We start from the raw sequence: 14,382 nt of genomic DNA, 5'->3' as shown, positions 1-14,382 counted from the left end.
TCCCTATTCTTGACTATAACCGGAAGCGATAATTTCTATGTAACTGTCGTAGCCTGCAATTAGATAATGGCGCAGGTTCAGTCTGCTGTGAGGGTCGAAAAGCTTTTCCTTTTCCTCCAGAATCGTGGAAGGAATGACTTGATACAATCCTGAGTCAGAAGGATAACCATATTGTTCCCAGTAAGTTATCCCTTCTCCCTCCGGAAGCGATATATCGATATTCCCCGCATACTGTTCAAACAGGTTCAAGGTGATACATCTCAGTTCAGCCACTGTAGTGAATTTCAATTGAATTTCGCGATAACGATGATGGATAGCATCATCCAGTGTCTGTACATCCAGACGGATGATCACGCCGCCCGATTCGGTATACTTCACTTCCAGATCCGTAGTGGATATGCGAAAAGGGGTCTTTTCGGGAATCAGTCTCATCCTTGTTCCTCCCTTCCCTTTGGCTGTATTCTGTACTCGCGCCGGTTCGATTTCTTCCGGGGGTTATTATAGCATAATTACTATTCTATTCTCTGCCCCTCCCCCAGTGAATCATGCTACCTGCTTTTCCTGAGCCGGATTAACCGCTACAATAGAAAGAGTGACAAAACCCGCTGCGGGTAATGATATAACAGGATTTGCACCACTTTTAGACTATTTTATAATGATGAGGAGCTGCACATATGGATGACAGAATTGCCACCCTGCGTGGATTAATGAGAGAAGCCGGCATAGACAGCCTGCTGATTACCGATCCCAAGCATGTATATTATCTGACCGGTTTTGCGAGCGATCCGCATGAACGTTTTCTGGGATTGTTTATTCCGGATGGAGAGGAAGCTTTTATGCTGCTGCCAGCGCTGGACGCAGACAAAGCACGCAGCGTATCCAGTATAGAACGAATCGAGACCCATACGGATACGGATAATCCGTATATTCGTCTCAAGCACTGCATCAATGGCAATGTAGGCAATCTTGGTCTGGAAAAGGAACATTTATCTGTCGCGCGCTTTGAACAGCTGTCTGCGGAACTGAATGCAACTTCGTATATCGATGCAGGCAATATACTGAACAGTATGCGTTCACGCAAATCGCCGGAAGAAGTAGAGCGGATGAGAGAATCTATTTTGAAGATCGAAGAAGTACTGCGTCGCGGATTGTCCAGCGTCAAAATTGGTATTACCGAGATTGAATTGGTTGCCGAGCTGGAATACCAGATGAAAAAGCTGGGCGCGGAAAAACCTGCTTTTGACACTATGGTATTGTCCGGACCGAATACGGCTTTGCCGCATGGTGTACCGGGAACACGCAAACTGGCAGCAGGCGAACTGGTGATGTTTGACCTCGGGCTGTTTTATAATGGGTATGCTTCGGATATTACCCGCACCTTTGCGATCGGTGAAGTCGATGAAGAAGCCAAACGGATCTACAATACGGTATTGGCTGCCAATGAAGCGGCGATTCGTGCTACGCGCCCGGGTGTTACTTTTGCCTCGATCGACAAAGCTGCTCGTGATGTAATTACCGAAGCTGGCTATGGTTCACGCTTTATTCATCGTCTTGGACATGGACTCGGTATGGACACCCATGAATATCCATCGGTTCACGGCGGCAATGAAAATGTACTGGAAGAAGGCGTATTATTCACGGTTGAGCCGGGTATCTATGTACCGGGACATTGCGGCGTACGGATCGAAGATGATGTAATCGTTACTGCCGATGGTGTCGATGTACTGTCCTCTTTCCCCAAAGAATTGACGGTTATCGGCTAAGTTAGCCTGTCGCTGAAATATCAAGTGGCAACAGCAGCTGAACAAAATCAAAAAGACATGTTATGGTCAAGAAAGATAGACCGTAACATGTCTTTTTAATTTTGATATTCGATTCTTCCAGATTCGCAGAACTGTCTATCCAGAAGTAGAAGGATGCATTCCAGCAGAAGCCGCTCTAGATTGTCGCTGGCCCAGCTGGATAAGCAGCCGCTTGCTGCGTCGCTGAAAAAGACGCCGTATCAGACTGTCGGCTTGGCTGCCGACTCTTCTCCTGCAGCTGCCTGCGGCTGAATCAACTGCGGCACATCTTCTTCATGCACCTTGAAACTGCGGGCCAGATAAAGGAACGGCGTACCTGCAGCGGTAAGCAGGAATTTGAGTACATAGGTTGTCAGGAAAATCTCGATCCATACCGACCATTCATACATACCGAGAAAAGCAATACTGCAAAAGATCAGCGTATCGACAAACGAACTGATCATCGTACTCCCGTTATTGCGAATCCACAGCTGGTGCGGAGCCGGAAAACGACGGCGCAGCCATTTATACAAGCGGACATCGAGAAACTGGCTGACCAGATAAGCGGACAGACTCGCGATAAGCAGAATCGACAGCGGACCAAAGATCATTTGCAAGGCATTTTGTGCATCCTGGGAAATATCGACTCCAGGTGCCACATCAAAACCAATCGCCATCCGCATCACTATTGTCGTTACTATCAAAGTGAAAAAGCCGAACCATACTGCTTTGCGGGCTACACGCGGGCCAAATCGTTCATTCAGTAAGTCGCTTGCCAGATACATGCTGACATACATCGTATTACCGAGTGTCGTTACGATTCCCAGCAGTTCGATCGTTTTGATTACCTGAATATTGGCGAGAATCGCTGCGATTGCAATCCAGCCATATAATCCTTTGATCCCAAATAATCGATAACAGATTGTGAATAACGCATAATTCACAATAACAAATAAAATACCCCACTCTATATTGTTAAGCACTACTCTTTCCCCCTAGTTTTGATAACGCGGGATGGTTACGAACCGCGGAATATTGTTGAAAACCTGTTCTACTTTATCACAGGAATACTACATTGCCAACATATTATGGAAAACAGTTCCTTTTTGTACACACAGCCTGTCTTCTTTTTTTGCGATGGATTCCAGAGAGAATCCGTTAGATGATCATAAAAAAACAGGCATGCCCGCTGCATCATCGGATGCGTATGGCATGCCTGTTCGCTGTTATATTTCGGTGTACGAGACTAATTTCATAATCAGGAAGCTTCGGCGGTATCCAGATCGCGATCCTCGTGGTTATAGACGTCTTTGTCATGTTCCTTGAGTACACGGCTGCTCACCAGGCCGGCTGTCATCGATCCGCTCACATTTAGAGCAGTACGTCCCATGTCGATCAGCGGTTCTACGGAGATCAGCAGACCTGCCAGTGCTACCGGCATGTTCATCGTGGACAGCACGATCAGTGCGGCAAAAGTAGCTCCACCGCCAACACCTGCAACACCCAGTGAACTGATTGTGACTACTGCGATCAGTGTCAGGATAAACTGCCAATCCAGCGGATTAATACCGACTGTCGGTGCAATCATAATCGCCAGCATAGATGGGTAAATCCCTGCACAGCCATTTTGTCCAATCGTCGCACCAAAGCTGGCGGACAAGTTGGCAATTCCTTCGGACACGCCCAGTTTGCGGGTTTGTGTCTCTACGTTCAGCGGAATTGTTGCCGCACTCGAACGAGAAGTAAACGCAAACGTCAGAGTAGGAATAATTTTCTTCACATACTGGAGCGGATTGAGTCCATTAACAGCCAGAATAATCATATGAATCACAAACATCGCAATCAGCGCTACATAAGAAGCGACTACGAATTTGAACAGATTTAGAATATCATGACCACTTGTCGTTGCAACCATTTTAGTAATAAGCGCCAGGATTCCATAAGGAGTCAGGCGCAGAATCAGAGTTACCATACGCATTACTACCCCATAGATCGATTCCATCAGATTGCGGAATACTTCACCCTGGGCAGGATTTTTACGCATAAATCCAAGAGCCGCTACACCTACAAAAGCCGAGAAAATAACAACAGCCAATGTGGACGATTGACGTGCTCCGGTCATATCTTCAAACGGATTGGTCGGGATAAATTCCAGCAGCTGCGCCGGCAATGATTTATCCTGCACTTCACCAAGGCGTTCCTGAAGTGCCGCTCCGCGTTCCTGCTCGACCTGACCAACCGGCATACCTTCTGCAGTCAGATGAAAACTGAGTGCGGATGCGATGCCTACTGCGGAAGCAATCGCTGTCGTCAGCAGCAGCACAGCCAGGATAGAACCACTGATTTTACCCAGGTTCTGGCGACCACTTAATTTGAGAATAGCCATAATGATCGAGACCATAATCAGCGGAATAACAACCATTTGCAGCAGGCCTACATAGCCATTACCGACCAGGCTGAACCATTCCATTGAATCCGATACGACTTCGGAATCCGGCGTGTAGATCAATTGAATCGCTGCACCGAATACTATACCGAGCAGCAGACCGGTGAATACCCGTTTTGTAAAGGAAATATGTTTCTTCTGCATCCAGATCAGCACGCCGATCAGTACTGCCAGAATGAGTACATTAAGTATAACGAGAAATACATGCATTACGTTCTCCCCTTTATCTGTCTATTTTCGTTTTTATTCTATCACAATTCCAAGTAAACAAGTAGTGTTAATTGTGTGATACTTTATCACGTTTTTTCGCCTTATTTTTGCTTATTTTGATATTTTTTTAGAATTTTAGATAGGTATACGCAAAAATACCTATTCAAACAACGGTCAATTGATATAGAATAAGAAATAATTTATGCCTTTTATCATGGTTCAATCTGCTTATAATATTCATTTTCCATCCTTATATGCAGCATTAGATATTTATAAGCTTACTGTATTGTCGAAAGGAGTCAGATAAACCAGGACTTGGTACTCACACAGCATACATATAAATAACATCTTGTCTTTATACTTCTGGAAAATATGTATTCGTAAATTCGCGTTAGTTATTGTTACGTCAGGGGACAAACGTAAGGGTGACCATCATCTACAGATGAATTTCACTATCGAATTGCAGACTTGTTAGGTATAGAGAGGGGATTCAGCATGTTTCGAATTAATCAATCGATCAGCCGTAAAATTATGGTGACCTTTGCCCTGCTGATTATTGCAGTGTGTCTGGTTATGAGTATTTTCTTTTATGTTATGACCCGGGGAGTGGTCAACAACAATGTCGTTCCACAATTCCGTCAGGTGCTCAATATTGCGATGGACGGTATTTTGAAAGGACTGGATAATACGCAGGTTATGCAGTCTGCTCAGGGCAACAGCGGAGAAACGATGAAGCTGGAAACTTATCTGGATTCCCAGCTCAAAGCGTATGAGCTGGATAATCTGTATGTGCTGAGAGTCGACAAAGACAAAGCCGTCGTAACCGCACTGTCGAATGCCTCCAAAAATTTCAAAAAAGAACAGGCTGTTGAACTAAGCGATAATATCCAGCAGGCGATGAAAGACGGCAAGCTGCTGACCGATCTGTATACAACGGATGCAGGTTCGCATGTCACCTATTATTACCGCGTGCCGGGAAGCTCGATTCTTGTAGCCGCCAGTATGGATGCTAGCTTTGTAGATGGCATTACCCGTAATCTGGTGCTGATGACACTGCTAATGGCCATTATATCTGTCGCTGTATGTCTCTGGATTGCCTATCGATTCAGTCGCAAGATCACCCTGCCACTCGCTAGACTCGTTCGTCATACCCGGCTCGTAGCCGAAGGTAATCTACAGCAGGATATCAAAATGACCGGAAGTGATGAGATCGCCCAGCTCGCTCGTGGCTTCCGCCTGATGACCGAAAATCTGCGCGCCATGGTTAACCATGTTCTGGATAGCTCCGAAAAAGTATCCATGGGTACCCAGGCGCTGACTTCACGAATTAACAAAATGCATAAAATGGTCGACAGTTCCGTTGAGTCGATCGGAACGATAGAAGGCGGCAGTACAATGATCGCTACCTCTTCTACCGAAAATGCCCGTGCCATGGAAGAAATCACCAACGGTATCCAGCATATTGCTTCCTCTACCGCGGATATCTCCGATCAGATCGGACAAGCTTCGGACAGTGCTGTTGCCGGTAATGATATGGCGCAGAATGCTATCCAGCAAATGGGATCGGTAGAGCAGGTCGTTACCGATACACGCCAGTCTGTACAGACACTGATCGACAGTTCCGAAGCAATTAGCCAGATTCTGCTTTCTATTGGCGAGATTACCAAGCAGATTCAGATGCTGTCTCTGAATGCCTCAATCGAAGCAGCTCGTGCGGGTGAGCATGGACGCGGATTCGCGGTTGTCGCTGCCGAAGTACGCAATCTGGCGGATCAATCGCGTGGCGCTGCTCATCAGATCGAATCTGCTTTGCAATCGATTCGCGAAGAATCCCTGAAATCCACTGAATCGATGAACCGGGTCAGCCAGGAAGTACAATCCGGTACCCAGCTGGTGCACCGGGCAGGCGAAGCGTTTAACCAGCTCGTCGAGCTGATGCAGCAGGTGAATATGACAGTTCAATCTACGTCTGCCGCTACCCAGGAGATGTCTGCCAGCTCCGAGCAGGTCAGCGCTTCTGTCGATGAGACCGCCGAGATTACCCAGAAAGCACTCAACAATATCAAAGGCATCGCCAAAAACACAGAACGCCAGTCCTCGGAAATGTTTGCTTACGCAGCTGTAATGCAGGAGCTGAATGAACAAGCTGTTTCCCTGCAGGAAGCAGTCAGCAAATTTAAAGTAGGCTAACCGGCTGGAACACGAAGCCGCCGGTACTCGTTTAGCAGATTAATTGGTTAACGCGGGTATACGAATTAGCGCATGTATAGACTTATGAACTGGGACAGTAACGAGTACAGTGAGGTATTAAGCAACGAATACAATAATGAACGAAACAAGAAATGAATAATGAGTAAAGAGTATAGCAATAAATAGAATATCAAACAGCAGCCTTTTCCGTGAAAGGGCTGCTGTTTTCTTTTATAAAGTTATGTACATCACCTTTATACAATACGCGCATCATCCATCCCTTCAAAATATAGGCACGATAAATACAATATACAGCCTTATGATAGATGCGCATGATGCCAGCACAGAGCGCAGGAAAAGAAATAAGGGCAATGGCCGACCTTTAAGCCTGGAGATCCTTCTTTACCATTTTCCAATTTAAAGATCTCCGGGCTTAACCGGAGACCATGCTCTTATTCTTTTCCGGAGCGGATGAAGTACCATCCAAACCGCATCAAATCTTTTAGCCATATAGCACATAGCCTGAAATTAACGACCAGCTGCAATAGCGTAGATACGTTCCATATCCAGATGTTTGCGCACGGTATCTGCGAGACGGTCGAATGCTTCCTGACGACGGGTCTGGCCATGTATAGTCTCACGTAGCGGTTCCAGTCCTTTGAGCTGACGCAGGGAATTCAGCCAGCTCCGGCGCAGGTGGTCATTGTCGAACACTCCATGCAGATAGGTTCCCCACACCGAACCATCTGGCAGGATGCAGCCATCCTCTATGGAGGTAGGGCTGTCACTTTCATCGGTCAATCGGTACAGATGGAACAGGGATTGTACGCTGGCTCCAGCTTCTATAGTTGTTGTGCCCATATGGATCTCGTATCCTTGTACAGGAATAATCGCGGGCTGCAATTCATTATTTTTCTGAATCCGTAGCGCAGATTCCATATTTAGCTGACCTGCAGCGTGTACGGTAGTTTTGGTTGAAGCAAATATAGTCGACAGCGGCAATAATCCCAGGCCTTCGGCAAGTCGGGGTACCGGCGAATCATGGCCTGCGGGATCATTCAGCTGCTTGCCGAGCATCTGGTAACCGCCACAAATACCGATCAGCTGAACCGAGCGCAGGCTATGAAGTTTTTTGATACATTCAGCCAGTCCCCTGTCCTGCAGAAATTCCAGATCACCGAGCGTGTCTTTGGTTCCTGGCAGAATAATGACATCCGGTGTACCCAGTTGATCTGGATGATCCACATAACGTACCGACACATCGGGTTCCGCTTCCAGCAGGTCAAAGTCTGTAAAGTTGGATATTCGCGGATAATGAATAATGACGATATCCAGTTCACGACCCGGCAGAGGACGGCTGGACTTGCGCTGGAGGGCTACAGAATCTTCGGCTTCAAGATGAAGGTTTTCTTCGTATGGCAGAACTCCGATCACCGGAATCCCGGTACGCTGCTGCAGCCAATCCAGTCCGGGCTGCAGCAGTGCCAGATCACCGCGGAATTTGTTGATAATGAATCCTTTTACCTGGCTGCGTTCATGCGGCTCCAGCAGTTCGAGCGTACCGACGATAGCTGCAAATACGCCGCCACGGTCAATATCCGCGACCAGCAGCACCGGTGCATCTGCCCAACCTGCCAGATTCATATTGACGATATCGCGGTCTTTTAGATTAATCTCGGCAGGACTGCCTGCTCCCTCCATCACTACCATATCGTGCTGATCCCGCAGTCGATTCAGCGCCTCCATCACCAGCGGACGGGCTTGCGGCAAAAAGTCATGACGATAATCCCAAGCACTCATCTGTGCGTAGGGCTGTCCATGCACGACAATCTGGGAATGCATATCACGGACAGGTTTGATCAGAATCGGATTCATATCGGTCGTTGCCCGTTTGCCGCAAGCTTCGGCTTGTACTCCCTGTGCACGGCCAATCTCCCGTCCATCGGGCGTCACATAGGAATTGTTCGCCATGTTCTGGGATTTGAAAGGAGCCGTGTTCCATCCATCCTGTGTAAAGATACGGCAAAGCGCGGTGGTGATTACACTTTTCCCTACATCCGATGCTGTTCCCTGCAGCATAATAATCGAGCTCCGCATACCGTCCCCTCCTTTTTGGTTGTCATTAGCCCAGCAGTCCGAACTGATACCAGATCATCGTGATCAGCAGCAGAATACACAGCTCCACGCCTTCATTCAAAGCACCATAAATATCACCAGTCAATCCACCAAGCCGGCTGGCTGCGCGACGAGCTATCCCTTCGCCTACCAGCCAGGCACATATCGGACTGAGCAGGCAGCAAAGCAGTGAAGCGGTCAAAATAAGATGCCGCCGAGCAGCATCGCCTGCTAGATGATTGTCTATCGTCCATTCGCCCGGCTGCTGAAAAACAATCCACAGGATCAAAGCAATTGCCGCTGTACATCCCAATGCGATCCACCCGGCGCTGTTTCGTTCCGTGCGTCCGGTGCCCGAGAACAGGGCAGCCAATCCTTCCTGTCGGGCGGTAGGCCAGCTGGCTATGGCTTTGACCATATACCAGCGGCTCCAGATCATCGGCAGAATCATAACGATGTATACGGCATATTTAGAATGATCACCGGCTGCCAGTAAGGCATACAGCAGCGATCCTTTTAATCCGAGCAGCAGAATACAGGCTATAACGCCCATTGCACCGACCCGGCTGTCTTTCATAATTTCCAGCATCTGTTCTCTTGAACGGTGACTGAGCAATCCGTCAGCGCTGTCCATCCACCCATCCAGATGCAGCGCTCCTGTTAAGCCAATCCACAGGCAAAGGGTTAATACAGCAGCCGGTGCCGTCGGCAACAACCATTGAAAAAGCACCGCTCCCGCAGCGGTGCATATTCCGATTACCCATCCGATAAGCGGATAATATTTGACACTGCGTCGCAGCAGTTCATTCCCAAAATCAAGCTCCAGACGTACCGGAATACGGGACAAAAATTGAAAAGCGGCTGCCATAGCTTCGATTTCCCTGTTCATAATTGGTACTCTCTGCTTTTTAACTCTACAGGTATTCCTGCTGTCACCAGAAATACACGCGAACAGACTGCCGCGACCCGCCGATTGGCTGTACCTGCCAGATCCCGATACAAGCGGCCAAGCGAATAGGCGGGCACGATGCCATCACCTACTTCATTGGTAACCATCATAATCGCTCCCGGATAGGCTTCGATCGCAGCGATCAGCTCATCGACCTGCTGGAATACCTGTTCCTTCACATCATGATCATGCTCGTGATGCAGCAGTACATTGGACAGCCACAGCGTCAGACAATCGATCAATAATGCAGGCACACGATCCTGAGTGGCCAGGCGGCGCAGCAATGCGGGCAGTTCCAGCGGTTCCTCGCATATTTCCCACGCGTATCCACTTTCCTGCCGCTGCTGCCGATGGAGATTCACGCGTTCACGCATCTCATCATCGGCTGCCTGCGCAGTTGCGATATACCATGCCCGTGTATGCTCGGCAGCACAGAGACGTTCTGCAAATGTACTTTTTCCGCTGCGGGCTCCACCGGTGATGAGTACTTTGTTGTGGCTGTATCCGCTCATAAGGAAATATTCCCGGAGCTGTCCGATACTCTTGCACTGCTAAAAGTAGCCATCTCATTCATCAGATGACTGACAGCATCAATCATATGCAATACCATCACACCGCCAGTCCCTTCGCCAAGCCGCATATCGAGCTGCAGCAGCGGACGTATTCCCAGTTTGGCGAGAGCCAGACGGTGCCCTTTTTCTGCGGACATGTGCGAGCCGATCAGATACCCTTTGACCTGTGGAGCCATCGTATAGGCAGCTACAGCAGCCACAGCAGAAATAAATCCGTCGAGCACTACCGGACAGCCCTGGGAAGCTGCTCCCAGAATAACACCGACCAATCCGGCAATCTCCAGGCCGCCCACTTTGATCAATACATCTATCGTATCCTGTCCATCCGGCTGGTGCAAAGCAAGCGCCTCCCGGATCACAGCGGCTTTGTGCTTGAGCTCGCTATCGGTCAGTCCTGTTCCGCGTCCAGTGACTTCTTCCGGTGACAGACCGGTTAATGCACACAGCATGGCACTGCTGGCTGTAGTATTGCCAATTCCCATTTCTCCGGTGACAAATAACTGACTGCCTCGATCCGCCGCTTCAATCGCGATATTCATTCCGGTTACGATTGCCTGTACAGCCTGTTCACGCGTCATCGCCTGCTCCCGCGCCATATTTCCGGTGCCCTGGCGGATTTTGTGGTTAAGCAGTTCGGGATGGTCCATATTGCCCTTTACACCGATATCCACGCACAGCACATCCGCTCCGGCCTGCCGGGACAATACATTGATCGCCGCTCCACCGGACAGCATATTGAGCAGCATCTGCTGGGTTACTTCCTGTGGAAAAGCGCTAACTCCCTCTGCGCACACTCCGTGATCTGCTGCCATTACAATTACGGTTTTGCGATGTATGACCGATTTGACTTCACCGGTGATACACGCTAGCTGCACCGCCAGATTCTCCAGCATTCCAAGACTCCCGGGCGGCTTGGTCAATTGATCCAAATGCAGCTGGGCCGCCCGGCCTGCCTCCAGATGGACAGGTTGAATACGCTCAGAGACTTCTCGAATAAACTGCTCCATGGTGTTCCTCCTCCTGCATAGGTCTGCTGTTATTCCATTCATTTACCGGCATCATCCGGCTCGTGGCTATGCTGCAGACTTCCGCTTCTATGTTGATATAATATGACGATACTAGATTTGAAATGATCGTATGATTCTTGTTTATTGACGCTTCAATAGCAGCTGGGGCACATGGATATCCGGATGATGGACAATCGCCGGCTCTACCCGAAACAGATCGCGGATCTTCTCTTCCTGCATCAGCTGCTGTGGCGTACCTGCATGGATCATCTGTCCTTCATTCAGCGCCAGCAGACGATCGCAATAACGTGCAGCCAGATTCAGATCATGCAGTACTGCAATAATGGTAATCCCCGATTCACGCCGCCATTCATCCAGCCATTCCATAAAATGAATCTGATAGGCGATATCCAGATATGTTGTCGGTTCATCCAGCAGCAGCAATCTGGGCTGCTGGGCCATTACTTTACCAAAAGCAACCCGTTGACGCTGACCGCCGCTCAATTGATCCAGCGGACGATCAGCCAGCGAACGCAGATCCAGCCGATCCATAATCTGATCGATCAGTTCATCGGCTGTATCCAGCTCGTCGCGGCCCAGCCAGCTCTGGTAAGGATATCTACCCATATTCAGTACCTCACGTACCGGATAATGCAGCGGAGCCAGTCCCTCCTGTCCGAGTACAGCCGTGAAGCGCGCAATACGCCGCCGACTGTAGCTGCCGATATCCCTGCCCTCCAGCAGTACAGAACCGGTATTCGGCTGCTCCATACCGGAGATTAGCTGAAGCAGCGTCGTTTTGCCGCTGCCATTGGGACCGATAATCCCCCAGTATTCTCCTGTATACACCTGCCAATTGATATCATGCAGTACCGGCTTGCGCGAATAAGCTTTGCCGACCTGACGCAGCTCGACTACAGGTACAGCTTCTCCGGTACGTTGATCGTGCTGCTTTCTCACCGATGTCATCGAAATCTTCCTTTCTGCTGTCTACCATAATGCTCTGGCCTGCTGATGTACGCTGTCTGCGATTTGGCATCCAGCCGGGTGGTACATTCATCTATCCAACTGCTGCTTTTTGTAGCGATGCAGCAAATAAGCAAAAAATGGAGCTCCGACAAAAGCTGTGACTACGCCCAGCGGAATCTCGGTCGGTGACAATACTGTACGAGCCACCGTATCCGCCCAGATCAGGAAAATGCCTCCCCCTAGCGCCGACAGTGGAATGAGCACACGATAATCGGACCCAATTAGCAGACGAATCATATGCGGTACCACCAGTCCAACAAAGGCGATCACCCCGGATACCGACACGGCTGCCGCTGTAATCAGTGTCGCTACAATCAGTACGAGCGTTTTGGTACGATCAACCGGAAGGCCCAGATGGGCCGCTTCCTTTTCCCCCAGAGCCAGCAGATTCATCGCCCGCGACTGTGTCCACAGAAAGAGGATACCCGCCAGTACATAAGGCAGCATCACGACTACATACGGCCATCCGCGCAGGCTCAGACTGCCCATCGTCCAGAATATAATCTCATTAACGCTGCCCTCTGACATGGATGCCAGAAAGGATACAATCGCGCCGAGAAAAGATTGCATCACCACACCTGACAAAATCAGGCTGTTCGTCGGGATTCGCCCCTGCTCACGTGCCAGCATCAATACCCCGTACAGCGTAATCATACCTGTCACAAAAGCAACCAGAGGCAGCGTCCAGCCGCCGAACAGCGAATATTGATACCCTGTAAAAATAAGCACGGCTGCTCCCACTGATGCCCCGGATGAGACTCCTAGTGTAAATGGATCAGCCAGCGGATTGCGCAGTACTCCCTGAAAAGCGGCACCGGCAACACCAAGCGCTGCTCCTACCAGCATGGCCAGCACAACGCGAGGCATACGAATCCGCAGCATAATTTGCTCGGAGGCACTGCTCCAGTCTGGTACGATCCAGTGCTGCATAAAGGGCAGATGATACAGTAGAATACGCGTAATCTGCCCTGCCGAAATATAGACCGAACCGATTCCGGTTGTCAGTACCAGGCTGATTACCAGCAAAGCGACAAACAGCAGTACCGGCAGTGTCGCTTTGCGGCTCATTTCTTGACCAGCTCCGGATAGATAGCGTGGGCAATCTCTACCAATCCATCGGTTACACGAGGTCCGGGACGGCTCACCAGGTCATCATTCAGGCCAAACAGTTGATCGTTCTGAATCGCTTTGATTTTGTTCCAGCCGCTGCGGGCACGAATGATCTGATCGAGTGTCTGCTTCGTTTTGGTATCGACGGTTTCCTTGGAATAGAGAATTACGTCCGGATCAGCTGCGACGATATTTTCTTCATTGATCTCGTGCCAGCCCTCCGTATCGCCGGCAATATTAATACCGCCTGCGAGTGTGATAAGTTCATCCATAAATTCTCCTTTGCCGACAGTCCAGCCCGGCGAGAACTCGATATATACTTTTTTCTTTTTTTCGGGTGTCAGGGAAGCGACCGCGTTCTTGACCATCTGCATCTGCTCTCTCATATGATCTGTTACTTTTTTCGCTTCAGCCTGACGGTTGGTGATTTGACCATACAGCTCAATATTGCTCATGACATCGTTCACCGTTTTGGGCGTTGTTTTGAAAATATTAATGCCGGCTGTACGCAGTTTCTGTACCAGCTCTTCGCTGGAAGAAATGCCCGTGAATACGATATCCGGGTTCTGGGCAATAATCGCTTCTACATTCGGCTCGGTGATGCCACCGATTCTGGCTTTGGTCTTGACCTGCTCGGGATAATCATCATACTGCGATACTCCGACAATCTGCTGATCCAGTCCCAGAGCAAACAGCGCTTCTGTCTCCGCCGGGGAGATTGACACGATCCGCTGCGGTGCCTGCTCAAAGGTGAATGATTTGCCGGTAGCATCCTGAACAGTCAGCGGATAAGCTGTCTGTCCTGCACTCGTACTGCTCTGTCCGGTTGTGCCAGCTGGCTGTTGTGCTGCCGGAGCGCTTTCCGGAGCGGGTGCACAGGAAGCAAGCAGCAGCGTTAGCGATAGAATCATGATGGACATAGCCCATCGGGAAGTATACCTGTTCATATTCATTAATTATTCTCCTTTGTCAT

12 protein-coding genes are annotated in these 14,382 nt (G+C 49.4%); 2 read left to right on the top strand and 10 right to left on the bottom strand.

All coding sequences use genetic code 11. The features are described 5' to 3' along the window. Positions 1 to 3: 3 nt before the first annotated feature. A complete protein-coding gene (locus AR543_RS08860) occupies positions 4 to 432 on the bottom strand; it encodes a hypothetical protein (RefSeq protein ID WP_060533626.1) in 429 nt (142 codons plus the stop codon). A gap of 242 nt (positions 433 to 674) precedes the next feature. Here AR543_RS08860 and AR543_RS08855 point away from each other — a divergent pair, with 242 nt between their 5' ends. Beyond that, on the top strand, positions 675 to 1,763 hold the full coding sequence (locus AR543_RS08855; protein WP_060533624.1) for a M24 family metallopeptidase: 1,089 nt from the start codon (positions 675 to 677) through the stop codon (positions 1,761 to 1,763). 239 nt (positions 1,764 to 2,002) lie between these two features. On the opposite strand, the gene AR543_RS08850 is transcribed toward AR543_RS08855, so the two are convergent. Both AR543_RS08850 and AR543_RS08845 read right to left on the bottom strand, forming a co-directional pair. Next, the gene (locus AR543_RS08850; RefSeq protein WP_060533622.1) at positions 2,003 to 2,764 is read right to left on the bottom strand and encodes a queuosine precursor transporter; all 762 of its coding nucleotides are present in this window, start codon (positions 2,762 to 2,764) and stop codon (positions 2,003 to 2,005) included. Between the two features lie 275 nt (positions 2,765 to 3,039). Continuing rightward, positions 3,040 to 4,437 (bottom strand): L-cystine transporter, encoded by a 1,398-nt coding sequence (locus tag AR543_RS08845; protein WP_060533620.1) that lies wholly within the window; start codon positions 4,435 to 4,437, stop codon positions 3,040 to 3,042. Between the two features lie 495 nt (positions 4,438 to 4,932). Between AR543_RS08845 and AR543_RS08840 the strand changes: the two genes are divergently transcribed. Continuing rightward, positions 4,933 to 6,627: a methyl-accepting chemotaxis protein gene (locus AR543_RS08840; protein ID WP_060533618.1), complete on the top strand. Its 1,695-nt coding sequence runs from the start codon at positions 4,933 to 4,935 to the stop codon at positions 6,625 to 6,627. A gap of 528 nt (positions 6,628 to 7,155) precedes the next feature. Here AR543_RS08840 and AR543_RS08835 read toward each other — a convergent pair. The 7 genes from AR543_RS08835 to AR543_RS08805 form a co-directional block, all read right to left on the bottom strand. Continuing rightward, a complete protein-coding gene (locus AR543_RS08835) occupies positions 7,156 to 8,724 on the bottom strand; it encodes a cobyric acid synthase (protein WP_060533616.1) in 1,569 nt (522 codons plus the stop codon). 25 nt (positions 8,725 to 8,749) lie between these two features. Further along, the gene (locus AR543_RS08830) at positions 8,750 to 9,631 is read right to left on the bottom strand and encodes an adenosylcobinamide-GDP ribazoletransferase (protein ID WP_060533614.1); all 882 of its coding nucleotides are present in this window, start codon (positions 9,629 to 9,631) and stop codon (positions 8,750 to 8,752) included. Continuing rightward, positions 9,628 to 10,203: a bifunctional adenosylcobinamide kinase/adenosylcobinamide-phosphate guanylyltransferase gene (gene cobU, locus AR543_RS08825; protein ID WP_060533612.1), complete on the bottom strand. Its 576-nt coding sequence runs from the start codon at positions 10,201 to 10,203 to the stop codon at positions 9,628 to 9,630. Before cobU ends, AR543_RS08830 begins: the two co-directional genes overlap by 4 nt. Further along, positions 10,200 to 11,270, bottom strand: a complete 1,071-nt coding sequence (gene cobT, locus AR543_RS08820) for a nicotinate-nucleotide--dimethylbenzimidazole phosphoribosyltransferase (protein WP_060533610.1) — start codon at positions 11,268 to 11,270, stop codon at positions 10,200 to 10,202. The genes cobU and cobT overlap by 4 nt, the downstream gene beginning before the upstream one ends. Before the next feature lie 141 nt (positions 11,271 to 11,411). After that, the gene (locus AR543_RS08815; protein ID WP_060533607.1) at positions 11,412 to 12,239 is read right to left on the bottom strand and encodes an ABC transporter ATP-binding protein; all 828 of its coding nucleotides are present in this window, start codon (positions 12,237 to 12,239) and stop codon (positions 11,412 to 11,414) included. An 87-nt stretch (positions 12,240 to 12,326) separates the two neighbouring features. Continuing rightward, positions 12,327 to 13,367 (bottom strand): FecCD family ABC transporter permease, encoded by a 1,041-nt coding sequence (locus AR543_RS08810; RefSeq protein ID WP_060533604.1) that lies wholly within the window; start codon positions 13,365 to 13,367, stop codon positions 12,327 to 12,329. Further along, positions 13,364 to 14,362 (bottom strand): ABC transporter substrate-binding protein, encoded by a 999-nt coding sequence (locus AR543_RS08805; RefSeq protein WP_060533602.1) that lies wholly within the window; start codon positions 14,360 to 14,362, stop codon positions 13,364 to 13,366. Before AR543_RS08805 ends, AR543_RS08810 begins: the two co-directional genes overlap by 4 nt. Positions 14,363 to 14,382 lie beyond the last annotated feature (20 nt).

The sequence above is a fragment of the Paenibacillus bovis genome, from assembly GCF_001421015.2.
GTDB lineage: Bacteria > Bacillota > Bacilli > Paenibacillales > Paenibacillaceae > Saccharibacillus > Saccharibacillus bovis.
Note: the sequence above shows the minus strand (reverse complement) of the source record. Positions and strands in the feature narration are given on the sequence as shown.

Coding starts and splice junctions, on each gene's coding strand:
- AR543_RS08860 (WP_060533626.1), bottom strand. CDS start 432: ATGAGACTGATTCCCGAAAAGACCCCTTTTCGCATATCCACTACGGAT.
- AR543_RS08855 (WP_060533624.1), top strand. CDS start 675: ATGGATGACAGAATTGCCACCCTGCGTGGATTAATGAGAGAAGCCGGC.
- AR543_RS08845 (WP_060533620.1), bottom strand. CDS start 4,437: ATGCATGTATTTCTCGTTATACTTAATGTACTCATTCTGGCAGTACTG.
- AR543_RS08840 (WP_060533618.1), top strand. CDS start 4,933: ATGTTTCGAATTAATCAATCGATCAGCCGTAAAATTATGGTGACCTTT.
- AR543_RS08835 (WP_060533616.1), bottom strand. CDS start 8,724: ATGCGGAGCTCGATTATTATGCTGCAGGGAACAGCATCGGATGTAGGG.
- AR543_RS08830 (WP_060533614.1), bottom strand. CDS start 9,631: ATGAACAGGGAAATCGAAGCTATGGCAGCCGCTTTTCAATTTTTGTCC.
- cobU (WP_060533612.1), bottom strand. CDS start 10,203: ATGAGCGGATACAGCCACAACAAAGTACTCATCACCGGTGGAGCCCGC.
- cobT (WP_060533610.1), bottom strand. CDS start 11,270: ATGGAGCAGTTTATTCGAGAAGTCTCTGAGCGTATTCAACCTGTCCAT.
- AR543_RS08815 (WP_060533607.1), bottom strand. CDS start 12,239: ATGACATCGGTGAGAAAGCAGCACGATCAACGTACCGGAGAAGCTGTA.
- AR543_RS08810 (WP_060533604.1), bottom strand. CDS start 13,367: ATGAGCCGCAAAGCGACACTGCCGGTACTGCTGTTTGTCGCTTTGCTG.
- AR543_RS08805 (WP_060533602.1), bottom strand. CDS start 14,362: ATGAATATGAACAGGTATACTTCCCGATGGGCTATGTCCATCATGATT.